Genomic DNA, 24926 nt, shown 5'->3' on the forward strand with positions numbered 1-24926 from the left:
GCGCTAAGACGTAAAGCGCCACAACCATGCCGCCAACACTCGCCAGGCCCGTGGCCACGCCGGCCATCCAGCCCGATCCGTAAAGCCCCCAGTTGCTCGCCAAAAAGCGCAATTGCACCCGGGCAAGTTGCAGGGCGGCGAGACTGGCGATGACCGCCAGCGCGATCAGCTTTGAGGTTTCCACATCCACCTGCGTTGTAAGGGCCAGGCCAAAAGGCACGCCAATGGTTGACCCAATGGCCAGACCCAGCGCAACCTTGCGATTGGCCTCCCGCCAGCCGCCGCGCAGCATGAAAAGCGAGGCGGTCATCTCAAGCCACCAACAGACGGGGATCAGTTGGACAGGCGGCAGGATCAAGGCGCCGGATGCCATGACCATGGCGGACAGTGCAAAGCCCGAAAAGCCGCGCACCAGCCCGGCAATTAAGCAAATCAGACCGAGCAATGCAAGGTGATCCGGCGGCAGCGCTAAGGCTGCTAAGGCCGCTTGCATCACGGGCGCATCTCGCTGGCAATAAGCGCCACGCCTTCTGCAATTTTCCGAACGGGAAGCGAGCTGTAGGCCAAGCGATAATAATTCTTTGGCGCATCTTGTTGGGTAAAAAACGGCCGACCTGGTTCGATCAACACGCCTTTGCTGCGCAGCCTCTCGGCAACCTGCTCCGTGTCAACCTGTGCCGGGGCACGCATCCAAAAGGAGCTGCCGCCAAAGGCGCCTTGCCCAGCGACGGTAAGGCCATTTTGGGAGAATGCCTCCTCCATAGCCAAGCGCCGCGCATGAAATTCAGCGCCCATCCGGCGGATCAGCGCGTCGTAATGACCAAGCGATAGAAAATAGGCCGCCGTGCGTTGAATATGGCCGGGCGGATGACGCAACACTGTTGAGCGCAGCGCCCGTGCCTCGCGAACAAATGGCTTGGACCCGACCAGATAGCCAAGCCGCAACCCGGGAAACAGCGATTTAGAGAAGCTGCCAACATAGATCACCCGCCCCTCACGGTCCAAAGATTTCAGCGCTGGAGACGGGGCCTTAAGAAAGGACATCTCAAACTCATAGTCGTCCTCAACAATCAAGAAATCTTGCTCTGCCGCGCGCGCCAGAAGCTGTTCGGCGGCGCTCCAGTGGCATTGTGGTGGCGGTCGGGCATTGGTGGGAAGGGGTGGTGAAAACCACATCGACATTAGACGGCAAGGCGTCTGGCCGCAAACCTCCCGCATCCACCTCAACGCTGGCAACTTGGCAGCGTGATTGGGTTAAAATATCGCGCAAGGATGGGTAGCAGGGGTTTTCCAATGCAGCTGTTCGCCTTTGGTTCAGCAGGACATTCGCGGTCAACCAAAGCGCATTTTGCGCCCCCATGGTGACCAAAACCTCATCTGGCTCTGCTCTGATTCCCCGCCGCGGCAGCGTGTGGCGCAGGATAAATTCGATCAACTTTGGATCATCCCGATCGAAGTAATCACTGGTCAGCGCATCGTAGTCTTTTGAGCCCAAAGCTTGAAGTGCACAGAGCCGCCAATTCGACCGATCAAACAGAGTTTCATCGGCTTGACCGTAGATGAAGGGATATTTGTAACTGCCCCAATCGGAGGGTTTCATCAGTGTCACCCCGCCGGAAAATTTTTGACCAATGGCGCGAACCCAATCGACTTTGTCTTCACGAGGCATGATGGGAAATTTCGGCGGCTGCGGTGCATTTGAGCTGATATAATAACCGGAGCGACCGCGGCTTGTGAGATAGTCATCTGCCAGAAGTTCGGTATAGGCGAGGGTCACGGTGATCCGACTCACCCCCAAATGGGCTGCCAATTTTCGGCTTGAGGGCATTTTCTCTCCGGCCCGAAACCGTCCACTTAGAATCGCTTCGGCGACCAGCTGTTGGATTTGGTTCTGCAGCGTGCCTTCCGAATCGGGCGGTAAAAAGAACGTCTCTTCAGAAATCGCCATTTTGGACCTAAGCCTATGTGAATTTTGGATCTATTGATGCCGAGTTTTCTGCCAGAGCGCAAGGCCAAGTGGTTGTGGCGCGCCGGGGCACATGCGGTGGCGCATAAAAAAGGCAGGGCGAACCCTGCCTTTCTCATCGGGTTCTCGTAGGATTAGCCGAATACGCGGGTCAGGGCCTGATCTATGGCATCGGTGATGAGATCGATATCTTCCGCCGTACAAATCAGAGCCGGTGACAGGCAAAGCGTGTTGTTGAAACCTGGCAAGGAGCGGTTCGTTGCGCCGATGATGACACCCTGCGCCATGCAATCTTTGACCACCGCCTGCACCTTTGCTTCCGGTGCTGGTTCGCGGGTTTCGCGGTCGGCCACCAGCTCGGCACCGCAGAACAAGCCTTTGCCACGGACATCGCCAATGATGCTGTGTTTCTCAGCCAAGGCTTCGAGATTTGCAATCAACTGCGCACCGCGGGCTTTACAATTTTCAAGAAGGTTTTCCTCCTCAATGATACGCATATTTTCCAGCGCTGCCGCCGGACCTGCAGTGCAGCCGCCGAAAGTGGAGATATCACGGAAGTATCCCATGTGATCGCTGGCGTCTTTGAATTGCTCGAACACCTCTTCAGTGGTGACGGTCAATGAGATGGCCGCATAGCCGGAGGCGACGCCCTTTGCCATTGTGACAATATCTGGCTGGATGTCGTAATGTTGATACCCAAACCAGGTGCCAGTGCGCCCAAGGCCGCAAACGACTTCGTCTATCATCAGTAAAACATTATATTTTTTGCAGATTTCCTGCACGCGTGGCCAGTAGCCTTCGGGGGGGACAATAACGCCACCACCTGCTGTGATAGGTTCAAGGATCAAGCCGCCAACGGTGTCCGGACCTTCGCGCAGGATGACATCTTCAATCGCATTTGCGGCGCGCAACCCGTAGCTTTCGCCTTGTCCAAGGTTGTCTTGTGCCGCTTCGCGATATTCAAGGCAATGCGGCACGGAAATGAAACCGTCGGGGAAGGGGCCATATTGCGCGCTGCGCTCATGCTGGCCGCCGGCAGCCAAAGTCGCAATCGTGGTGCCATGATAGTCGCGCTCGCGGTACAGAATTTTATTCTTCTTGCCGCCATATTTTTTATGCGCGATCTGTCGGATCATTTTGAAGCCTTTTTCATTGGCTTCCGAGCCGGAGTTCGAGAAATAGGCCCGGCTCATGCCAGGCATTTTTTCGATTAACCGCTTTGGAAAAATTGGCCGCAGGGATAGAGCCAGCGGCTCCGGCAAAAAAATTCATTTTTACCAATTGATCGCGTACTGCGTCTGCGATGCTTTCACGGCCGTAGCCAACATTGACGGTCCAAACGCCGCCTGAGACAGCATCGAGATGTTCTTTGCCCACTTGGTTCCAAACCCGCATGCCTTTGCCCTCAACAATGATGTTAGGGTCCGCAGTTTCAAACATTTTATGTTGAATCAGGTGATGCCAAACATGTGCTTTGTCGTTGGCGACAACTTCACTCAAATCATTTTGCAGATTGCCGTCCATAGGCCATGCTCCTTGTTCAGATATTTTGGAATGGTTGAATTCGATCGATTTACGTTGACAGCTATCAGCGCAGAAAAGCTATGCCAAAAATAGGTCCAGATATATATCCTTTGTATGTCCAAAAAACATTTCTGCTTGCTGGATGCGACGACTGTTTGCAGTGTTGCGCGGATGATGCCGTCGTGCTGGCGTGAAGATCAGCAGCGGCTCGTTGTGAAATTGGGAGAGACCTAAATAAAAGCTGTGCAAGTCTGAGCGAATATTTCTCTGAATATTTTAAGTGATATCGCAATATCACATAAAAAAATCAAGAATATGCTTTGCGCGGCTTGTATTTTATGGTTCGGTATACTCCTGAATTTCGCCATTTTGACCGTGCAAGCCGGTCTCATTCTGGCGAGGTTGAATGAAGGAAACAAGTTGGCCATCAAGCGCCAGCGCAACTGGGAGAAAACAATATGAAATTGAAAACTGCATTGAAGAGTGCTGTTGCTGGGTTAACTTTGGTGTCCGGCTCCGCTGCATTTGCCGGCGGCCACGGCGAGTTGAACGTCGCTTATTTTCTAGAGTGGCCAATGCCATTCCAAGCGGCAAAAGTTTCTGGCGCCTATGACGCTGCTTTGGGCATGAAGGTAAACTGGGTTTCTTTCGACACAGGCACAGCAATGTCCGCAGCCATGGCATCCGGTGACATTGATATCTCCGTGTCTCAGGGTGTTCCACCTTTCGTAGTCGCAACATCAGCAGGTCAAGATTTGCAAATCGTTGACGTGGCTGTGTCCTATGCGGACAACGACAACTGTGTGGTCGCGTCCGGTTTGGAAATTGATAAAAACTCCGCGGGCGAATTGGCTGGCAAGAAAGTTGCCGTGCCATTGGGCACAGCGGCGCATTATGGTTTCTTGAAGCAAATGGAGCACTTTGGTGTATCCTTGGACAGCGTGACAGTTGTGGACATGGCACCCGCTGAAGGCCAAGCGGCCTTGGCTCAAGGCGCTGTCGACATGGCTTGTGGTTGGGGCGGTGCGCTGCGCCGCATGAAAGAATCTGGCAATGTATTGCTGACAGGTGCGGAAAAAACTGAGCTGGGTATTTTGGTCTTTGATGTGACCACAGCACCCTCCGGTTTTGTCGCTGAAAATGCCGATGTTGTGGCGAAATTCTTGGCCGTGACTGCCGATGCGAACACCGCATGGAATACCTCTCAGCCTGAATTCATGGCCAACATGATTGCGCAAGACGCAGGTATGAGCGTTGAAGATGCGAAAAGTTCCATGAGCACATTTGTGTTCCCAGGCATCGACACTCAATTGTCTCAGTCTTGGCTCGGTGGCAATGCGCAGACCTTCATGAAAGGTGTTGCGGATGTTTTCGTGAACGCAGGTTCAATCGACAGCGCCAAAGGCAGCTATGCTGACAATGTAAATACTGGTCCTCTGGCTTCTGCTAAAGGCATGTAATATTTGAATGAGGTAGGCGATTTCAAATCGCCTACCTCTCTTTTTACTGTGTGATTAGTCCGCGGGAATCCTCCGTTAACATAAGAGAAGGCCAAGCATTTTGGCCAGAGGGGAGCTTCAGGTGTCAGGCCTGCTTATTGACAATATTTCTATGCGCTTCGATTTGCCCAATGGTGGATCGGTTCAAGCGCTTAAAAACGTAACCTTAGATATAAAATCTGGAGAACTGCTAAGTGTTCTTGGTCCGTCAGGCTGTGGCAAAACCACTTTGCTGAATATCGTGGCCGGGTTCTTGGCGCCCACAGAGGGACAGGTTGTTGTCAACGCCCATGCGGTCAAGGGACCCGGGCCTGAGCGCGGTATGGTGTTTCAGCAAGGCGCGTTGTTTGAATGGATGACCGTGCGGGAGAATGTTTCCTTCGGACCAGATATGAAGAAAATGCCGCGCAACAAAAGCGTCAAGATCGTTGATCGTTTGTTGGAAGTTGTGGGGCTTCAGGATTTTAAAGACAAGGCGGTTTATGAGCTCTCGGGCGGCATGCAGCAACGTGTGGCTTTGGCCCGTTGCCTGGCCAATGAGCCAGATGTGATTCTGATGGATGAGCCTTTGGGCGCTTTGGATGCTTTGACCCGCGAAAAGATGCAGTCCTTGGTGCTTGATCTGTGGAAAGAGACCGGCAAAACCATTATTTTGATTACCCACTCCGTGGAAGAAGCGTTGCTTTTGGGTGAGCGTTTATTGGTTATGGCGCCGCGCCCTGGCCGAATTCATAAAGAATATCGCCTGCCTTTTGCGGAAATGGGTGTTGGCGCGGATCTGCGTGCGGTTAAGAAACATCCCGATTATGCCAAAACCCGTGAGGAAATTTTGGCGATGATTTGGGAAATGGAAGAAGAAATAATGGGCCGTACGGAGGAAAGCGCATGACTGGTTTGATCCTTCTTGCCGTATATATCGCGATTTTTGCGGTTAGTATGGTGATTGTAGCTTGGGCCACAAAACAATTTTTTACCCGCGCTGATTTTACGTCCCTAAAAACAGTTACTTTTGGCGATGAAAGCGCTGTGAATGCGAACCGGGTTGCTTCTGTGATCTCGGTTCTGGCAATTTTTGCGTTGTGGGTGGCTTTTACCAATTCATCCTTGCCATTGTTCAAGGCGAAAGGCCCGTTTGAGGGTATGGTGGAATTTACCTATACTGCCACCCTGCCGGATGGACGCAGCGATGACGCATCAGTTTCTATTTTGGTTTATCCCGAAGATATTCAGCTGACAGTAGATGCCAATGGTGTGGCTGGGAAAATTCCAGAAAAACTTAAGGTTGATCTCGGCGACGGGTTCGCAAAGAACGATACATTGGTCATCCCGCGCTATGGATCCAAGCTGATCTCCGTCTTCCAAAATGATGAGTTTAAAAAATCTGATGGAGCTATCGTGACTCATCTCAACGGGCAGGCCCTAGAGCCTGGTGAACAAATTCTTTTATCCGAGGGACGCTTGGCGCTCACCGAAAAAGGCACACCGTTCTTCGAACCCTCCACCGGGTTTCGCATGGCGCGGCTCTATCTGCCTGCTCCGGAAGTAACGACGAACCGCTTTTTACAGCTGAATCGTGAAGGGTATCGCAATTTCACCCTGCTTGAGCATACTTGGGCCTCTTTGCAGCGTGTGTTGCTTGGTTTTATCTTTGGCGCGCTTGTGGGTATTCCCCTCGGTTACGCCATGGGGCTGACCAATTGGGCGCGGGGTTGGTTTGATCCGATTGTCGAATTTATGCGCCCGGTGCCGCCCTTGGCCTTGATCCCTTTGATGATTATTTGGTTCGGCATTGGTGAGACGTCCAAAGTGATCTTGCTCTTTCTTGCAGCGCTCTGGATCATGGCTATCGCGGCGCGCTCTGGCGTGTCCGGTGTGGCCATTGCCAAAGTGCATGCGGCCTATTCCTTGGGTGCCAAAAAATCGCAAATTTTGCGTAAGGTGATCATTCCAAACTCCCTGCCTGAGATCTTTACCGGCGCACGGGTGGCCATGGGCGTGTGTTGGGGCACGGTTGTGGCGGCTGAATTGGTGGCGGCGGAAAAAGGTCTTGGCATGATGATCATGGTCGCTGCTAAGTTTCAGCTGACAGATATCGTGATTGTGGGGATTATCCTCATTGGTGTGATCGGTTTTGCCATCGACATTGGAATCCGCAAACTTGAAGGCTGGCTGGTGCCTTGGAAAGGTAAAGTTTAAGACCTTATCAAACGGGCCCTATGGGCCCGTTTTTTATGCGGCTCTAAGATTTCACCCGGCTGTTGTCTGGGTCGTAAACTGGCCCGTTCAGAAGTCTGGCCGCATAGGGCTTGCCGATGATATCAACTGTGATGCCCTCGACGATATCGGGCTGCATAAAGGCATAGGCGATATTCTTGCCCGTGCGGTGCCCCCATTCGGCAGAGGTCACCGAGCCGACGAGTTCCCCGCCGGCATAAAGGCTGTCGCTGGCTTGTGGGCTGGCATGTGTGGCATCAATCTCCAGCATCCGCAATTGGCGCCGCTTTTTGCCGCCTCGGGCCACAAGCCCCGATTTTCCAAGAAAATCTTTGTCCTGGCACACAAAGCGGTCGAGCCCAGTCTCATATGGATCAAACTCAGTGATCAAATCTGATTTCCAATGTAGGTAGCCTTTTTCCATGCGCATACTGTCGACAGCGCGTGCCCCGAAATGTCCAATATCATGGGCAGCGCCAGCCTGCATCAGCGCCGAATAAGCGGCAAAAAGTGAGGCATTAGGCACATGAATCTCATAGGCCAGTTCACCGGAAAAACTTACCGACATGACAATTGCGGGCGCATGCCCAATGCGGGCTTCGCGGACCGAAAGCCAAGGAAAACCTGCGGCTGACCAATCACCTCGGGCGCAAGCGCTCAGCACCGCGCGGGACTTTGGTCCGGCCAAGACTAAGATCGTGTGGTCATTGGTCAGGCTGCGCAGCTCTACAGAGCCATCTTTCGGCAGGTATTGGCTTAACCAATCCATATCATGAAATTCGGCGGCTGCGGCGGAACCATACCAAATGCGGCCATCGGGCAGATTGGCAATCGTAGCTTCGGCTTTGACATTGCCATATTCGTTGAGAAGATACCCAAGCCCGACTTTTCCAATTTTGCGCGGTACACGAGAACAGATCATATAATCGAGCCAATCGCGCGCGCCAGAGCCGGTGATCTCAATCCGATTGAACCCGTTCACCTCCGCGAGCCCCACATGATTTTGCACCCGTGCCACCTCGGTGGCAACCACCTCATGCACCTGCGTGAACCGATAGCCATAGTCTTCCAAAAACTCTGAGGTGGGTTTGAAATAGTCAGAGCGCTCCCAGCCGTTGACCACAGTGAAATGCGCGCCGGCCTGCTCTAAGATTGGGGTCAGCGGTGTCGTTTTGGCTGGGCGCCCTGCCTGGCGGTGCTCATGGGGCAGATGAAATCGAAATTCGTTCTGATAATCTTGAATGGCGTAAAGGGACGTCAATTCTTGCGTGGCATGGCCGGTGAAACGCCTTGGATCTAGTGCCCATGTGTCATAACAGGCCTCCCCATGGACAATTTGCTGCGCCAAGAGCCACCCATGCCCGCCGCCCTCCCCAAGCCCGGCCCGTAGACCGATGATGCAAAAGGCGTTCCGCTTGCCGGGAATCGGCCCAACCAAAGGGGTGCCGTCGATGGTGTAGGTGATCGGTCCGTTGACCACCTGTTTGATGCCGACTTCTGCAAGGGCCGGCATGCGGGCAATTGCCCCTTCCAACACATCCATAACCCGGTCCAAATCATCTGGGCATAGATCATTGCTGAATTTTGGATCAATCCCATCCATGCCCCAGGTCTTGCAATCTTGTTCATAAAACCCGACCAAAAGGCCATTCTTTTCCTGGCGTGAATAGTAGTCTGAAATGGGGCAGCGAAGCAGCGGGATCCGATGTCCAGCTTCCATAACGCCGGGCATGTCTTCGGTGATGAAATACTGATGCTCCATGCTGGCAACAGGATGTTCCACCCCCATCATAGCGCCAACCTCATTGACCCGGTACCCGCAGGCGTTGACGACAATCTCTGCGCGAATATCGCCCTTGTCCGTGTGCACCGTCCAGCTGTCATCGGCATGTTGCGTCAGGTCCGTGACAGAGGTGAAACGGTAGACCTCAGCCCCGGCGGCGCGGGCCCGGCGTGCCAAGGCTTGGCAGAGCTGGGCCGGATCGATATGCCCATCACTTGGATCCCAGAGGCCGCCCATTAGGTTTTCGGTCGAAATTAACGGATGCCGCCGCGCGCATTCCTGTGCATCCAGCACTTCGAGCTCAACCCCCATGCCCTTGGCCAGGCTGGTGAAATGCGCGTATCCGTCCATATGAGCTTGCGTATTGGCCAGACGGATGCCGCCATCTCCAAAGTTATATCCGACCGGGTATTCAGGATCTGCGGCCAGTTCTTTGTAGAGTTTGATTGAATGGCTTTTGAGACCAATCATCACCTGCGACATGCCGAAATTGGTGACCTGCGCCGCAGAATGCCAGGTGGTGCCGGAGGTTAATTCATCGCGCTCCACCAGAACCACATCGCTCCACCCCTCCTGGGTCAAATGGTAAAGGGTTGAGCAACCGGCGATTCCGCCGCCGATAACCACAACGCGTGCTTGAGATTTCATTGCCTGCCTCCTGATCTGCACCTTACTCCTGGCACATTGGAAGGGGTTTTGAAAATACTTTTCCGCCATTTGATAGTCTGACAGCGCGGTCATTTTCCTTGACCGAATCCTGCGCGCGCGAGACGGTGCCTGCAAAAGTAATCGAAGGGAGTGTTATGGCGCGCGCAACAGGTGGCAGAGCGGGGCGACATCTGCGGCGCAGTAAAGCCTTGCCGATAAATCCCGCGCCCCCCGGAGGGTTTGGCGGGCAATATAAACCTTTGAGTATGTCTGATATGGAGCAGATCTACGATGTCGCCCTGCGCTTGCTCGAAGAGCTTGGGGTTGGCGAGGTGCCGGACCGCTTGCGGGATCTCTTTGTGCAGCAGGGGGCTCGATTCGAAGCTGGGCGGATTCATATACCGCGTCGCTTGATTGCGCAGGCCGTTGCCGCTGCTCCAAAAACCATCACTTTGCACGGCCGGGATCCCGCGCGCAGCATCGAAGTGGGCGGGGATCGGGTGCATTTTGGCACCGGAGGCGCGGCGGTGCAGACTTTGGATTTGGACGGTGGCGATTATCGCGCCTCGACGCTTCAAGACCTCTATGATTTTGCCCGGCTTCAGGACCAACTGACCAATGTCAGCTGGTTTACCCGTTGCTGCGTTGCCACCGATTTGGTTGGAGAGGAGGCTTTGGATATCAATACAGCCTATGCCTTGCTCGCAGGCACCAGCAAACCTGTGGCCACCTCTTTCACCTTAGCGGACCATGTGGCGCCCATCGTTAAGATGATGGATATGGCGGAGGGTCGCAAGGGGGCGTTTTCGGAGCGGCCGTGGTTGGCGGCCCATATCAGCCCGATGATTTCACCGCTGCGATTTGGCGCGGATGCGGTCGAGGTGTGTTTTGAATGCGTGGCGCATAATATCACGGTCAGCTGCATCACCGCGGCACAATCAGGGGCAACAGCGCCGGCCACCCCCGCGGCATTTTTGGCGCAATCTTTGGCGGAAACATTGGCGGCTCTGGCCATGGTGCATGTGATGAAGCCTGGCCATCCGATGATTTTTTCCAACTGGCCATTCGTGATTGATCTGCGCAGTGGAGCGTTCTCGGGCGGGGGTGGTGAGATTGCCCTCATGAATGCCGCATCGGCACAGCTTTCAAATTGGTTGGGCCTGGTCAGCGGTGTCGCCAGCTCGATGACTGATTCCAAGGCGATTGATGCGCAATATGGCTCGGAGAAAGGGGTGACCGCCCTCGCTGCAGCCTTATCGGGTGCCAATATGATCTACGAAAGCGCCGGCATGACCGCGGCTTTGCTCGGGGTTTCTTTCGAAGGGTTTGTTCTCGACAATGATATGCTTGGCAATATTTATCGCATGCTGCGCGGGGTTGAGGTGACCGAAGAAAACCTCGGCTTTGAGGTGATTGTGGACGCGGTCCACGGAGACGGACATTTCCTGGGCCATCCTCAAACGATGGCCGCGATGGAGCGAGATTATTTCTACCCGGAGACCGCCGATCGAGAGGCGCCAATCACTTGGCGCGAACGGGGCAGCATGGATGCGCAGACTCGGGCCATAGCCAAGGCGCGCACGCTTTTGCAGTGGCACCCCACCTATTTGTCGGCAGAGGCCGATGCCCGCATTCGCGCGGCCTTCGACATCCAACTGCCACCAAAGCGATAGCTTTTATTCGATCGCATTGCCGCTGAGCATGGCGTTGATCCAGCCCTTGGTCTCGGAGGTTTTGGCGAGCCTAAGAAAGGCTGCGCGTTCACGGTCGAACATATCTTGCTCCGTGACCTGCAACTGTGCATCGGAGGCGGTATTTACGACGATGGTCGCGATTTCCATCGCCGTGGTTTTGTTGTGCGGTTTGAACCAGCCCTTTGCCACGCCATCGGCCATAAAGGCCTCCATTTTGGTGTAGATGGCTTGACCCGGCAGGGTCAGTCTTGGCGGCTCTGGTGGTGTGTATCCTGGTGCCATGTCGTGGATCATAGCACTGGCGCGGGTGATGAGCTTGTCTCGGTTCATCACTGTCTCGTCATGGCCGGGCTGAAAATATCGCAATTTAGTAGCCTGCTCAGGGCTTTCGCCAGTTTTGCCATAACCGATTTGCATCCAGCTTTCCCAAGCGGCGGCATCTGCATCGCCGGTCGCTTCAAACCAGCGTTGGTAAGTGGTCTTGACCCCGCCGCCACCGGGCACAACCCCAACACCGCTTTCCACCAATCCCAGCACGGAATTGGCGTGGGTGAGCAGGCGGTCGCAATGCAAAAGTACCTCAAAACCGCCGCCGAGCGAAAGGCCGGAGGGCGCGCCCACAACTGGCACGGGGCAATATTTTAATGCCGCAACGGCCTGTTGGAAATCATTCAGAAAGGCATCCATTTCTTCCCAAGCTTCGCGGGCGATGAAGTTGGCAAAGCGGTTCAAATCGACCCCCGCGCTGAAGTGCTGCGCATCGTTATGGATCAAAATGCCGGTGCCATGATCTTCAGCCGCTTGGCGCACGATGGCCATGCTCTCACCTGTGAGTGCATTGGCTTTGGAATGAAACTCAACCAAACGCAGATCACCGGGCAGGCTCCAAAGGCTCGCTGCGCGATTGCTGGCAATCGGGGTTAGAGTGCGGCGCGTGAGGCTAAAGCGCTCTGTGCCGTCGGGCAGTTGCACGGGTTTGAGCTGTGATGCAGTTTGATCAAAATTGCGGACCATCAGAGTGCCCTCTTGCACCTGATAGAACGGGCCATGATCTGCGGATATTTGCAGGGCTTGGGGAATGGTGCAGCCGGCGTTTTGGGCCAATTTTATGACCACGTCAGCGCCCAAAGCATCGATCATTTCAAATGGGCCGCGGATCCAGTTGAATCCCATCTTCATCGCGTCATCAATGTCTTGCGGCGTGCCGGTGACATCCGGTATCAAAGCCGCCGCATAGGCGAGCACGCGGCCAAGAAAATTGCAACAAAATTGATGATGCGGTTCGGAGCCTTCGATCATCATCGGCAGGGTTTCGAGACCATCTTGATGCGCAGTGGCGGCCTTTTGTGCCAGGGCTGGCAGCTCGGTGATGCGCGGGCGTAATGCGCCGCTGGTCAAATCAACGGCTTGATCCTCACGATAAAACCCGCCTTTACCAGATTTCAAGCCAGTGAAGCCTTCTGAGATCATCGAATCTATCAGGGTATTAGCTGGGTTGTTGGAGCGCCCAACTGCGTGAAACACGTCATTTTCTGGGAGGATATCTCCCAAAGTGTCCACCACATCGGACATGAGGTCCACGCCGATCATATCGTAAAGACCAAATACCCCAGTTTTTGGAATGCCCATGGGACGGCCCATTAGAGCATCGGCATGTTCGATGCAAAGACCCTGTTTGAAGGCCTCGTCCATACCCACTTGTAGTGCAAAGACCCCAACGCGATTGCCTAAAAATCCGGGGGTGTCATTGCAGGGAACCACGCCCTTGCCAAGAATTTCGTCATTGTACTGCGATAGGCGCTCCATCACATCGGCGCGGGTATCGGCGCCACGGACAAGCTCCAAAAGGCGCATGTAACGCACGGGGTTGAAGTAATGGGTGATGGCAAATCTTTGGCGGAAGGCCAAAGGCATCTCCGCTACCAAAAGCTTGATCGGAATGGTCGAGGTGTTGGAGGTGACAATACAATCGTCGCGGATCACTGCGTCCAGACGTTTGTACAGATCGCGTTTGATGTCGAGACGTTCAACCACAGCTTCAACAATCCAATCGCATTCCGCGAGCTTGTCAAAATCAGCCTCAATGGTGCCGGTTTCAATCAGATCGACATTGCCACGCTGGTGCAAAGGCGCGGGTTCAGATTTTTGGAGCCGTTCCAAAGCGTAATCTGTAGCTTTGGTTGTCAGGTCCAAAAGGAGAACCTTGTGACCTGCATTGGCGATTTGACCGGCGATGCCAGAGCCCATGGTGCCAGCGCCGATAACTGCGATGCGCTTGAATGTCATGCTCTACCTGCCTGTTAGAAAAATGCCCTGAGGGCTTTGTTGACATCAAAAGGGTGTTCGGTGATCGACATATGGCCCGATTGGGCAATTTCGACCAGTCCACCTCCTAGCGCAGCCTGTAGGGCCAATCCAGTTTTACGGGGCGTCATTCGGTCTTGGCCGCAGACCACAGTCAAGGTGGCGCAGGTAGATAGATTGTGCGGCGGCGGGGCCATTGGCATACGCATTACAAGCCACCAAATCTTTATGCAGAGTGCCTGGAGCATTGCCGGCCATAAGGCGGCTGCCATAAAGCATATGTGAGGTGCCCGGCATTGTGTGGTCATGAATGTGACCTGCTGAACCATGGCCCCAATCCATCATCGCGCCAATGGCAGCGCCTTCTTTTGTTGCGGCCAGATCGATCAGCGCGTCATTGACCGGTATCGCGAGGGCTGTGCTGATAAAGGCCGCCTTGGCGACGAGATCAGGGTAGCGGCTCGCCAATTCCAATTCGATTAGGCCGCCCATGGAGTGACCGACCAAAGTTGCTTGGGTGATGCCGAGAGCCTGTATGAAGTGCGCATACCAATCGGCCATCGCCTCAATTGTTGTCAGTGCCTCGCCCTTGGATAACCCATGTCCAGGCATATCGGGCGTGATGCATTGAAAGCCTCGATTGGCAAAAAAGCGATGTTGCAACATGAAACCAAGATGTGATTGGCCTGAACCGTGCACAAAGAGCACAACCGGACCAGACGGGTCAAAATCGCGCCCACCGGTTGAGGCAAAGATTTCGGTATTGTTCAGCGTCAGTCTCATGCGCCTGTTCCTTTTGCCTTTGCTGCTGTTAGTTTTCCGGCTGTGCGCAGCGCTTGTTTGAAATCATCAATAATGTCTTTTTGATCTTCCAGACCTACTGAAATTCGGATCAAATCATCGGTCAGCCCCGCCGAGGCCATAGCCTCGGACGTGAGATGTGAATGTGTGGTCGAGCCGGGGTGGATCACCAGGGTTTTGGCATCCCCAACATTGGCCAAATGGCTGGCCAACTGCACAGATTCGATGAAGGCTCGGCCTGCGTCGCGGCCGCCTTTGATGCCGCAGGCGATGATTGAGCCTTGGCCTTTTGGCATGAGGCGCATGGCGGTGTCATGACCTGGATGATCCGGCAAGCTGGGGTGTTTGACCCAAGAAATTTGTTCATGACCGACGAGGAACTCTAACAGGGCTGCGGTGTTGGACATATGTTTTTCCATCCGTAGACCAAGGGTCTCGAGCCCTTGCAAGATATAGAACGCATTTTGCGGCGACATGCAGGGGCCGACATTCATCATGCCTTCCGTGCGGATCCGCACCGACAGGGCTGCCGGGCCGAACTCTTCCCAAAGAACCGCGCCCTGATATCCGAAATGCGGGGTGGTCAGCATGGGGAATTTATCATTTTGCCCCCAGTTGAAATTGCCCCCATCAATCACTGCACCGCCCAAGGCGATGCCATGGCCGCCCATCCATTTGGTGAGTGAATGGATCACCACATTTGCGCCCAATTCGATCGGTTTGACCATCCAAGGGGTGTTGAATGTGGCATCAATTATCAAAGGTATGCCGGCAGCTTGGGTGATCTTGGCCACAGCAGGCACGTCCATGATATCCATGCCGGGATTGCCGATCACTTCTCCAAAGACCATTTTCGTATTGGGGCGAATGGCCCCAGCAATGGCTTGTGGGTCATTCGGTGCCACGAAGCTGGTCTCGATCCCGTAGCGTTTCAACGTATGTTCAAATAGGTTGATATTCGCACCATACATTTGCGAGGAGCTGACAATGTGATCGCCTGCCGAGCAAAGAGCCAGAACGGTGACAAAGAGTGCGGACATCCCCGACGCTGTGGCAATGGCAGCAACCCCACCATCTAAGGCGGCCAAACGCTGTTCGAGTACGGCGACCGTTGGATTGGTCAGGCGCGAATATATGTGCCCGCCAACTTCCATATTGAATAAGGCAGCGGCATGTTCGGTGCTGTCAAAAACATAGCTGGTGGTTTGGTGAATTGGCACGGCCCGGCTGCCAAAGCGCGCATCGGGGCTTTGGCCGGCGTGAAGCGATAGGGTGTCGAATTTATAGTCAGCCATGAGAGTGCTCCTGGGCAAGAATTTTCAGTGCCTTTGCTAACCGGCAATGGACCATAGCTCAAGCGTTTGCGCTATGTCATTTCAGGCGTTGCAATCATAGATATTTGAAATCCCAAGAATATTGGGAGATGTGACGTAGGGTGAAATTGGCAGCCACAGGCCGCAGACAGCGCATCGCGCGATTTAATCTTGCGTTTTAGGCGGGAGATGGGCTTTAATATCCATATTATGATATTGATATTTTACGTAATATTCTGTTCGCTACTTTCTGCAACGCTGATTTTTTCACTTTATAAGCTTCGTCGCAGTCGCCTGGAGAACCGCAGAATGCGCCGCCGGATTGACCGGTTGCGTCTGTCGAACTCTAAGCTCTCTCGCTATGTTGATCTTGATGATCTCACTGCAGCGCAATCGCGCCGATATCTCGTGGAGCGGATTGACCGCCATAAACGCATCGAAACGCACGCGATGCTTTACGTGGATTTGGATGATTTCAAAACGGTGAATGACACCTATGGTCATGAAGTTGGGCATTCGCTGTTGATTAAGGTGACCGATGCCATGGTGGCGACCTGTCGGCCCGGAGACTTTGTCGCGCGGCTCGGAGGGGATGAATTTTGTGTTTTTCTGAAAGGCTGTGATTTGGAGCGCGCTGAGCAGGTGGCGCACCGCTTTTTGCAGGCGGTGGTCGGGGCCAATGTGGAGGTTGCGGGGCGCCGTGTCATCTGCACCGCCAGCATTGGAGTGTGCGAATTGCGGCCGGATCAAAGTATGGAAGATGCTTTAAAGGTCGCTGATGCGGCGCTCTATGAAGCGAAATCTAAGGGCAAAAACCAAATTTTAGCAGCGGATCATGAAGTGGTGCGCCGCATGCGGCAAAAACAATCACGCCCCTCTGCTGAGGAGGTTGGAGCGGCTTTGGAAATGGGGAGATCACCTATTTTGTTCAGCCCATTTTTGATTTGGAGCAGGATCGAATTGAGGGGGTTGAAGCTTTGATCCGATGGGTCAAACCGGATGGCGAGATTTTATTGCCAGGGGACTTTTTGGATCTGATGGCGGACGGTTATAAACGCGGCGTGCGCCCACCGCTTGAGGAGGCCAATCAAGCTGCAATTGGTTTTTCGGAATTAGATCCGCCGATCTATTGCGGATGGAATATTTCGAGCAAGTTCCTCAACAATACTGTGCAGCCGGGGACGGATATGGATTGGCTCAAAGCCTTGCTCAATGGCTTGCCACCAGAAATGACAGTTTTTGAAATTGTTGAGAGCACAGTGATTGATAACCCTGAGGCCACGAAAACGCTCATCAATGCGCTGAGATCCAAGGGTGTGCGGATCGCTCTGGATGATTTTGGCATTGGGATGTCCAACCTTGAGCGATTGCTGGAATATCCGATCGATATCTTGAAAATTGACCGCTGCTTTGTTCAAAGCCCGACACGAGAAAGCCGCGAGGGGATTATGCGCGGATTGGTCGAGATGTCCAAAACCATGGGTTTTGAAATCGTCGCAGAGGGAATCGAGACTCAGGGTCAATTGGACCTTGTGCGGGCTGCAGGAATCACCCACGCACAGGGTTATTTTTTGGGCAAACCAGAGAGAGCTGACTATTGGCTCGCAGAAACATTGCGCCGGCGGTCTCAAAAATCGCCATCTGCGCGACAATTTTGATGTGGATATATTCGAGGGCTCCAACTGGCCCTAAATATGTCATTGCCTATGTCCTAATAGAAGGGCAGGAATAAACCCACAGAGATGCCGCGAGAGAATGCCGCGGCATATTCAATCCCTTTAAGGAGCTGCCCGATGAAAATGACCACTGAAGAAGCCTTTGTAAAAACGCTTCAGATGCACGGTATCCGCCACGCTTTTGGGATCATTGGTTCTGCCATGATGCCTATTTCTGATATTTTTCCAAAAGCTGGAATCATGTTTTGGGACTGCGCCCATGAAGGCTCTGCCGGCATGATGGCAGACGGCTACACCCGCGCAACTGGCGAAATGTCCATGATGATCGCGCAAAACGGTCCTGGTATCACAAACTTCGTCACCGCCGTGAAAACAGCCTATTGGAACCACACGCCCTTGCTGTTGGTGACACCACAAGCGGCCAATAAGACCATCGGTCAGGGTGGCTTCCAAGAAGTTGAACAGATGAAATTGTTCGAAGATATGGTTGCCTATCAAGAAGAGGTGCGCGATCCGAGCCGGGTCGCTGAGGTTCTTAATCGTGTGATCATGCAGGCCCATCGTGCCTCTGCTCCAGCGCAGATTAACATCCCGCGGGATATGTGGACCCAGGTCGTTGATATTGAACTGCCGAAGATTGTCTCATTCGAGCGGCCACAAGGCGGTGAAAGCGCGGTTGCTGAGGCGGCTGAGTTGATCTCAAGCGCGAAATTCCCGGTTATTCTAAACGGTGCCGGTGTTGTTTTGGCGGATGCTTTCGACGATGTCGCCGCTTTGGCCGAGCGTTTGGATGCGCCGGTTTGTGTTGGGTATCAGCACAACGATGCGTTCCCAGGCTCGCATCCATTGTTCGCAGGTCCTTTGGGATACAATGGCTCAAAGGCCGGAATGGAGCTGATCTCACGTGCCGACGTCGTCGTCGCACTGGGCACACGGCTTAACCCGTTCTCGACGTTGCCAGGCTATGGAATTGATTACTGGCCAACGAATGCGAAGATCATTCAAGTGGACATCAACCCAGATCGGATCGGTTTGACCAAACCTGTGACCGTCGGCATCGTGGGTGACGCAAAGAAAGTGGCGCAAGGTCTCTTGGCCCGTCTGTCTGATAGCGCAGGTGATGCGGGTCGCCAGGAGCGCAAGAACCTGATCGCCACAACGAAATCAGCCTGGGCGCAAGAGTTGACGTCCATGGATCACGAAGATGACGATCCCGGTACAACTTGGAACCAGCGTGCACGTGCGGACAAGCCAGATTGGATGTCCCCGCGTATGGCTTGGCGCGCTATTCAATCAGCGCTGCCGAAAGAGGCGATTATCTCCTCAGATATTGGCAACAACTGCGCCATCGGCAACGCCTATCCCTCTTTTGATGAGGGCCGAAAATATTTGGCTCCGGGTCTCTTTGGTCCCTGCGGCTATGGTCTCCCGTCGATTGTTGGTGCGAAAATTGGTCAGCCTGACGTTCCTGTGGTCGGTTTCGCCGGTGACGGCGCCTTCGGGATTGCGGTCAATGAGCTGACGGCTATTGGTCGGGATGAATGGCCTGCCGTGACACAGATCGTGTTCCGCAACTACCAGTGGGGCGCAGAAAAGCGCAACTCAACCCTCTGGTTCGATGATAACTTTGTTGGCACAGAGCTGGATACCAAAGTGTCATATGCAGGCATCGCACAGGCTTGTGGCCTGATCGGTGTGCAAGTGAAAACTATGGACGAGTTGACCGATGTGCTAAACCAAGCCATCAAAGATCAAATGGAAAATAATAAAACCACTTTGATCGAGGTCTTGTTGAACCAAGAATTGGGTGAGCCTTTCCGTCGGGACGCAATGAAAAAACCTGTTCAAGTTGCAGGCGTATCTTCGGCAGATATGGCGGCTGAATAAGGAGCATCGGTGTGGCGGCATTTCGCGATATTCTTGCCGCCACCCCTGGCGCGAAACCAACTATTGTATTGAGCGAGGGTGCAGACCCTCGCGTTGCAGAGGCCGCAGTTGCGGCCTCTGTTGCCAATTTGGCAAAGATTATATGCATAGGTGACCCGGACCTGGTTGAGCCCGCGCTTTCGGCTGCCGGCAGCGCAGGGGATATCGCCATTGAAGATCCTGCCAACAGCCCAAAGTTGTCGGGCTATATTGAGCAATATGTTAAAAAGCGCGCGGCCAAGGGCATGACACCAGACAAGGCGCGGCTAGAACTTTCACAGGCCAATTTTTTCGCCGCGGCGATGGTCGCGGCAGGCGATGCCGATGGCACGATTGGCGGGGCGGTTTATTCTACCCCCGATATCATCCGCGCGGCGCTCAAGGTGATTGGCACGGCGGAGAACACAAAGCTACTGTCGTCTTTTTTCTTTATGCTGTTCCAAGATCGCCCTGATCTGCCTAGCGAAGTGAATGTATTCACTGACTGTGGTCTGGTGATTGACCCAACGGCGGAAGAACTGGCTGACATTGCGATCTCCTCTGCAGAGTCGATGCACCGGCTCACCGGTCTGCAGCCCAAGGTTGCAATGCTGTCTTTCTCCACCCGCGGCAGTGCACAACACGGCAATGTAACCAAAGTGAGCAAGGCCACAGCTCTGGTGCAGGCGGCACGACCGGATCTTGTGGTCGATGGCGAGTTGCAATTTGATGCGGCCATGGTGCCATCGGTCGGCGCTGCGAAAGCGCCGGGCTCGCCAGTGGCTGGGCAGGCAAATGTTTTTGTCTTTCCGAATTTGGATGCGGGCAACATCGGCTATAAAATTGCGCAGCGTTTTGGCGGTGCCAAGGCGATTGGCCCAATCTTACAAGGCTTGGCAAGACCAGCAAATGATTTGTCACGCGGCTGTAGTGCGGATGATATCATTGACATGATTTGTGTAACGGCAGCTCAGGCCGCCGTCCAAAAAAATACCTGAATTGCAGGCAATAGGGGGTCCTACCCATGGGATTTGAAGAACCAAAACTGAATTTGTCACCCAAGGTAAGTGATGAGATTCGCAAGACCACCTGCTATATGTGCGCTTGCCGTTGTGGGATCAATGTCCACATGAAGGAAGGCAAGGTCGCCTATATCGAGGGAAACCGCGATCACCCGGTCAATAAAGGGGTTCTCTGCGCCAAAGGTTCAGCGGGCATCATGCAGGTCAACGCCCCGTCGCGTCTGCGTGCGCCATTGAAACGGGTCGGGCCGCGGGGCTCCGGGGCGTTTGAAGAAATTTCATGGGATGAGGCGCTGCAGCTGGCACAGGATTGGTTGGAGCCGGTTCATAAAGAAAATCCGGAAAAATTGGCTTTTTTCACTGGGCGCGATCAATCTCAAAGTTTCACCTCCTTTTGGGCGCAGGGGTTTGGCACGCCAAACTATGCGGCCCATGGCGGCTTTTGCTCGGTGAATATGGCCGCTGGGGGCATTTACACCATGGGCGGTGCTTTTTGGGAATTCGGACAGCCTGATTGGGAGCGAACAAAATTGTTCATGCTCTTCGGCGTGGCCGAAGATCACGATAGCAACCCGATCAAAATGGGTTTGGGGCGGTTGAAGGAACGTGGTGCGAAGGTGATTGGCGTCAATCCGATCCGCACAGGTTATAATGCGATTTCCGATGAATGGGTCGGCATTACGCCCGGCACAGATGGCTTGTTTATCCTCTCCATGGTGCATTTGTTGCTCAAAGCTGGCAAAGTGGATTTGAATTATCTCGCTCAGTTGACCAATGCGCCGGCATTGGTGGACAGCACTGAGGGGCCAAACAAAGGCATGTTGTTGCGCGGCGCTGATGGCAAGCTTCTGGTTATTGACCGCAAAACCAAAAAACCTGTGGCTTTTGATACCAAAGGCATCACGCCAGATTTGGCCGCCACTTACGAAGGGCATCGCACGGTATTCCAGCATCTGGCCGAGCGTTATTTGTCCGATGACTATGCACCTGAAAATGTTGCCGAACGCTGCGGTATTTCCGCGGATCGTATCAGGGCCATTGCCGCAGATCTGGCGCGGGTCGCTTTTGATGAAGCCTTCGAGCTTGATCAGCCCTGGACAGATTTCCGCGGTAATAAGCATGAAAAGATGATTGGTCGCCCGGTGTCGTTTCACGCCATGCGTGGGGTATCGGCGCATTCAAATGGTTTTCAAACCTGCCGCAGCCTGCATTTGCTGCAAATCATCCTGGGCACGGTTGAGGTGCCCGGCGGGTTCCGCTTTAAGCCTCCTTATCCCAAACCTGTCTCTGCGCATCCCAAGCCGCATTGCAAAGTCACCCCCGGCGCAGCGCTGGACGGGCCGCATTTGGGCTATGTTCAAGGGCCGGATGATCTGTGCCTGAAAGAGGATGGCAGTGCTGCACGCATTGACAAGGCCTACACTTGGGAAAATCCCATGTCGGCCCATGGTCTGATGCATATGGTGATTTCCAACGCCCATGCTGGCGATCCCTATAAAATCGATGTCTTGTTCATGTATATGGCGAATATGAGCTGGAACAGTTCGATGAACAGTGGTGGCGTCATGGAGATGCTCACCGATAAGGACGAAAACGGCGAATACGTCATCCCAAAGATCATCTACAGCGATGCCTATTCTTCGGAAATGGTGGCCTATGCGGATCTGATTTTGCCAGACACAACCTATCTGGAGCGCCATGACTGCATTTCTTTGCTGGATCGGCCGATCTGCGAAGCGGGCGGTGCGGCCGACAGTATCCGCTGGCCGGTGGTCGAGCCGGATCGCGATGTGCGTGGCTTTCAGTCGGTTCTGGTCGATTTGGGCGCGCGCTTGGGGCTCAAGGGCTTTGTCAATGATGATGGATCCGCCAAATACAAAGACTATGCAGATTACATCGTCAATCACGAGCGCCGCCCGGGTGTGGGACCGCTGATTGGGTTCCGCGGTGAGGTGGGCCAAGAGGAAGGGCGCGGTGCGCCGAACCCCGATCAAATGCAGGCCTATATCGACAATGGCGGGTTTTATGAAATCCACGTGCCCGAAGGGGCCGAATATTACAAACCCTGGAATGCGGCCTATCAAGATTGGGCTGTGAAAATAGGCATTTATGATGCGCCGCAACCCTATCTTTTTGACATATATTCCGAGCCCATGCGCCGCTTTCAATTGGCCGCAGAGGGTCATGGCGAGCGGCAACCGCCAGAGCATCTGCGCGCGCAGATCAAACAGACGTTGGATCCGCTGCCGATGTGGTATGCGCCGTTTGAGGATGGCGCGGTAGATGTGGAAGAATTTCCCATCCATGCGCTGACCCAGCGCCCCATGGCGATGTATCATTCTTGGGGGACGCAAAACGCTTGGCTGCGGCAAATCCACGGGCAAAACCCGCTCTTTGTCCCCACCAAAATTTGGCAGGCCAATGGCTTTGCCGAGGGCGACTGGGCGCGGGTCACGTCGGCCCATGGCTCGATTGTGGTGCCCGTGGCGCATATGGCAGCTCTGAATGAAAATACCGTTTGGACCTGGAACGCGATTGGCAAGCGCAAAGGCGCTTGGGCCTTGGATGAGGCAGCGCCTGAGGCAACCAAAGGCTTCCTGCTCAACCACCTGATCCACGAGCTGCAACCGTCCAAGGGCGACGGGCTGCGGTGGTCCAATTCTGATCCGGTAACCGGCCAAGCGGCCTGGTTTGATCTGCGGGTGAAAATCGAAAAGGCTGAAAGCCAATCCGAAAGCAGCCCCCGATTTGAGCCGATCACCTCCCCCGTGGGGACGGGGCCGGGAGAATTGGAATGGAAAGTAAGCAAATGATGGGTGTGGCCAAACTCATCTCAGAAACGTTGGAACTTATTCCGCGCGGTGTGGCTACAGCCAGAAAAGACGGCGCTTACCAACACATATATTTAGCAAAACAGGGGCAAAAGTAAATGACAACGCTTCCCAAAACCACCTCGGCTAAGAAGCTGGGCTTGGTCATTGACCTTGACACCTGCGTCGGCTGCCATGCCTGTGTGGTCAGCTGCAAAGGCTGGAACACCGAGAATTATGGCGCGCCCCTGTCAGATCAGGATCCTTACGGGTCTGATCCTTCGGGCACCTTCTTGAACCGTGTGCATTCCTATGAGGTGCAACCCGAGACGGGCCCGGCGCAGCTGATCCACTTCCCGAAATCTTGCCTGCATTGCGAAGACGCGCCCTGCGTCACCGTTTGCCCCACCGGCGCGAGCTATAAGCGCGCAGAGGATGGGATTGTGCTGGTCAATGAGGATGCCTGCATTGGCTGCGGTCTTTGTGCTTGGGCCTGCCCTTATGGGGCGCGGGAGATGGATCAAGCGGCAGGTGTGATGAAGAAGTGCACGCTCTGTGTGGACCGGATCTACAATGACAACCTGCCGGAAGAGGATCGGGTTCCGTCTTGTGTACGCACATGCCCATCCGGCGCGCGGCATTTTGGCGATTTGGGCGATGATACCTCCGAGGTGTCGCAATTGGTGGCGGCGCGTGGGGGCATGGATCTTATGCCCGAGCTGGGCACCAAGCCGGTGAACAAATACCTGCCACCACGTCCGAAAGATGTGCCGGCCGATCTTGATATCTTGGCCCCCTATTTGGAGCCTGTTTCGGGCACTCAAAAAGGCTTCCTTGGGTGGCTCGATAAAGCTTTGGAGAAACTCTGATGCATCCTGCTGGTTCTGTAATACTTTTCACTGTCGCATCGGGTTTGGGCTTTGGCATGCTGACCTGGCTGGGGCTTGGTCTGCCAGATGCGCGCGGCTGGGCGGCGTTTTTCCACTATGCTGTGGCCTTTGCGTTGGCGGGGGGTGGGCTTTTGGCCTCGACCTTCCATTTGGGAAATCCACAGAGGTTCTTGAAGGCCTTCTCGCAATGGCGCAGCAGCTGGTTGAGCCGTGAGGGCTGTTTGGCGGTCGCGTGTTTGCTGGTCATGGGTGTCTTTGCCCTCGGGACTGTGTTTTACGATAATGCATGGCAGCCTTTGGGCTATATTGGCGCGGCTTTATCAATCTTGACGGTTTTTGCCACCTCGATGATCTACGCACAGCTGAAGACCGTGCCACGTTGGAACCATTGGAGCACTCCCGTGCTGTTTTTGGCTTTGTCGCTGGGTGGCGGTGGATTGCTTGCCGGTCAAGTGGGTCTCGCCATCGGGCTTTTGTGTTTGGCGGGGGCTCTGCAGCTGTTCGCTTGGCTGTCTGGTGATGGACGGTTTCACGAGCGGGGCACGGATGTTGGCACGGCAACCGGCCTTGGTGCGCGCGGTATCGTGCGCGCCTTCGAGCCGCCCCACACGGGCAATAACTATCTGCTGAAAGAGATGGTGCATCAGGTCGGTCGAAAGCATGCGGTGAAATTGCGTGTGATTGCTTTTGCTCTGATGATTGTTGCGCCCTTAGTGTTGTTGATGATTTCGAGCAGTGTGCTCATGATTTGTTTGGCTGTGGCTTGCCATGCGCTGGGAACCTTTGCACAGCGTTGGTTGTTCTTTGCTGAGGCCGAGCATGTTGTGGGGCTTTACTATGGCAAGCGCTGAGCATTCGGCGAGTCCAAAACCTTGAA

Annotated in this window: 17 protein-coding genes and 2 pseudogenes; 12 read left to right on the forward strand and 7 right to left on the reverse strand. The window is 54.3% G+C overall.

From position 1 onward, the window contains the following. The 3 genes and pseudogenes from ABLW18_RS09455 to ABLW18_RS09465 form a co-directional block, all read right to left on the reverse strand. On the reverse strand, positions 1-493 hold a 493-nt coding region (locus ABLW18_RS09455), incomplete at its 3' end, for a TSUP family transporter (protein ID WP_347824566.1). Continuing rightward, a pseudogene (locus tag ABLW18_RS09460) lies at positions 493-1948 on the reverse strand (PLP-dependent aminotransferase family protein). The pseudogene ABLW18_RS09460 and the gene ABLW18_RS09455, both read right to left, overlap by 1 nt. A 152-nt stretch (positions 1949-2100) precedes the next feature. Beyond that, positions 2101-3490: pseudogene (locus ABLW18_RS09465) on the reverse strand (aminotransferase class III-fold pyridoxal phosphate-dependent enzyme). Positions 3491-3948: 458 nt separating this feature from the next. On the opposite strand from ABLW18_RS09465, the gene ABLW18_RS09470 reads away from it, so the two are divergent. The 3 genes from ABLW18_RS09470 to ABLW18_RS09480 all read left to right on the forward strand — a co-directional run bounded on the left by ABLW18_RS09470 (position 3949) and on the right by ABLW18_RS09480 (position 7185). Further along, positions 3949-4950: an ABC transporter substrate-binding protein gene (locus ABLW18_RS09470; RefSeq protein WP_347824567.1), complete on the forward strand. Its 1002-nt coding sequence runs from the start codon at positions 3949-3951 to the stop codon at positions 4948-4950. Between the two features lie 121 nt (positions 4951-5071). Beyond that, positions 5072-5878: an ABC transporter ATP-binding protein gene (locus ABLW18_RS09475; protein ID WP_347824568.1), complete on the forward strand. Its 807-nt coding sequence runs from the start codon at positions 5072-5074 to the stop codon at positions 5876-5878. Between the two features lie 5 nt (positions 5879-5883). Continuing rightward, the gene (locus ABLW18_RS09480; RefSeq protein WP_347824679.1) at positions 5884-7185 is read left to right on the forward strand and encodes an ABC transporter permease subunit; all 1302 of its coding nucleotides are present in this window, start codon (positions 5884-5886) and stop codon (positions 7183-7185) included. A 43-nt stretch (positions 7186-7228) separates the two neighbouring features. Here the strand turns inward: ABLW18_RS09480 and ABLW18_RS09485 are convergent, their stop codons facing one another. Then, positions 7229-9634: an FAD-dependent oxidoreductase gene (locus ABLW18_RS09485; RefSeq protein ID WP_347824569.1), complete on the reverse strand. Its 2406-nt coding sequence runs from the start codon at positions 9632-9634 to the stop codon at positions 7229-7231. Between the two features lie 155 nt (positions 9635-9789). On the opposite strand from ABLW18_RS09485, the gene ABLW18_RS09490 reads away from it, so the two are divergent. Continuing rightward, positions 9790-11307 carry a trimethylamine methyltransferase family protein gene (locus ABLW18_RS09490; protein WP_347824570.1) on the forward strand — a complete coding sequence of 506 codons (1518 nt, stop codon included), beginning with the start codon at positions 9790-9792 and terminating at the stop codon, positions 11305-11307. Positions 11308-11310: 3 nt separating this feature from the next. On the opposite strand, the gene ABLW18_RS09495 is transcribed toward ABLW18_RS09490, so the two are convergent. From ABLW18_RS09495 to ABLW18_RS09505, 3 genes are all read right to left on the reverse strand, one after another. Beyond that, positions 11311-13614 carry a 3-hydroxyacyl-CoA dehydrogenase NAD-binding domain-containing protein gene (locus tag ABLW18_RS09495; RefSeq protein WP_347824571.1) on the reverse strand — a complete coding sequence of 768 codons (2304 nt, stop codon included), beginning with the start codon at positions 13612-13614 and terminating at the stop codon, positions 11311-11313. A gap of 135 nt (positions 13615-13749) precedes the next feature. Continuing rightward, the gene (locus ABLW18_RS09500; protein ID WP_347824572.1) at positions 13750-14415 is read right to left on the reverse strand and encodes an alpha/beta fold hydrolase; all 666 of its coding nucleotides are present in this window, start codon (positions 14413-14415) and stop codon (positions 13750-13752) included. Next, positions 14412-15728 carry an O-acetylhomoserine aminocarboxypropyltransferase gene (locus tag ABLW18_RS09505; RefSeq protein WP_347824573.1) on the reverse strand — a complete coding sequence of 439 codons (1317 nt, stop codon included), beginning with the start codon at positions 15726-15728 and terminating at the stop codon, positions 14412-14414. Before ABLW18_RS09505 ends, ABLW18_RS09500 begins: the two co-directional genes overlap by 4 nt. Positions 15729-16055: 327 nt before the next feature. On the opposite strand from ABLW18_RS09505, the gene ABLW18_RS09510 reads away from it, so the two are divergent. The 8 genes from ABLW18_RS09510 to ABLW18_RS09545 all read left to right on the forward strand — a co-directional run bounded on the left by ABLW18_RS09510 (position 16056) and on the right by ABLW18_RS09545 (position 24900). Beyond that, positions 16056-16727 (forward strand): GGDEF domain-containing protein, encoded by a 672-nt coding sequence (locus tag ABLW18_RS09510; RefSeq protein ID WP_347824574.1) that lies wholly within the window; start codon positions 16056-16058, stop codon positions 16725-16727. Further along, entirely contained in the window at positions 16691-17404 is a 714-nt protein-coding gene (locus ABLW18_RS09515; protein WP_347824575.1) for an EAL domain-containing protein, read from the forward strand. The genes ABLW18_RS09510 and ABLW18_RS09515 overlap by 37 nt, the downstream gene beginning before the upstream one ends. A 135-nt stretch (positions 17405-17539) precedes the next feature. Further along, the gene (xsc, locus tag ABLW18_RS09520) at positions 17540-19309 is read left to right on the forward strand and encodes a sulfoacetaldehyde acetyltransferase (protein WP_347824576.1); all 1770 of its coding nucleotides are present in this window, start codon (positions 17540-17542) and stop codon (positions 19307-19309) included. An 11-nt stretch (positions 19310-19320) separates the two neighbouring features. Beyond that, a complete protein-coding gene (pta, locus tag ABLW18_RS09525) occupies positions 19321-20325 on the forward strand; it encodes a phosphate acetyltransferase (protein ID WP_347824577.1) in 1005 nt (334 codons plus the stop codon). Between the two features lie 26 nt (positions 20326-20351). Beyond that, on the forward strand, positions 20352-23162 hold the full coding sequence (locus ABLW18_RS09530) for a molybdopterin oxidoreductase family protein (protein WP_347824578.1): 2811 nt from the start codon (positions 20352-20354) through the stop codon (positions 23160-23162). Continuing rightward, a complete protein-coding gene (locus ABLW18_RS09535; protein WP_347824579.1) occupies positions 23144-23278 on the forward strand; it encodes a hypothetical protein in 135 nt (44 codons plus the stop codon). Before ABLW18_RS09530 ends, ABLW18_RS09535 begins: the two co-directional genes overlap by 19 nt. After that, positions 23279-24028, forward strand: coding sequence for a 4Fe-4S dicluster domain-containing protein (locus ABLW18_RS09540; protein WP_347824580.1), 750 nt, complete (start codon positions 23279-23281; stop codon positions 24026-24028). Further along, a complete protein-coding gene (locus ABLW18_RS09545) occupies positions 24028-24900 on the forward strand; it encodes a DmsC/YnfH family molybdoenzyme membrane anchor subunit (protein WP_347824581.1) in 873 nt (290 codons plus the stop codon). Before ABLW18_RS09540 ends, ABLW18_RS09545 begins: the two co-directional genes overlap by 1 nt. The last annotated feature ends 26 nt before the right edge of the window (positions 24901-24926 follow it).

It is taken from the genome of uncultured Planktomarina sp. (genome assembly GCA_943788425.1).
Taxonomy (GTDB): Bacteria; Pseudomonadota; Alphaproteobacteria; order Rhodobacterales; family Rhodobacteraceae; genus Planktomarina.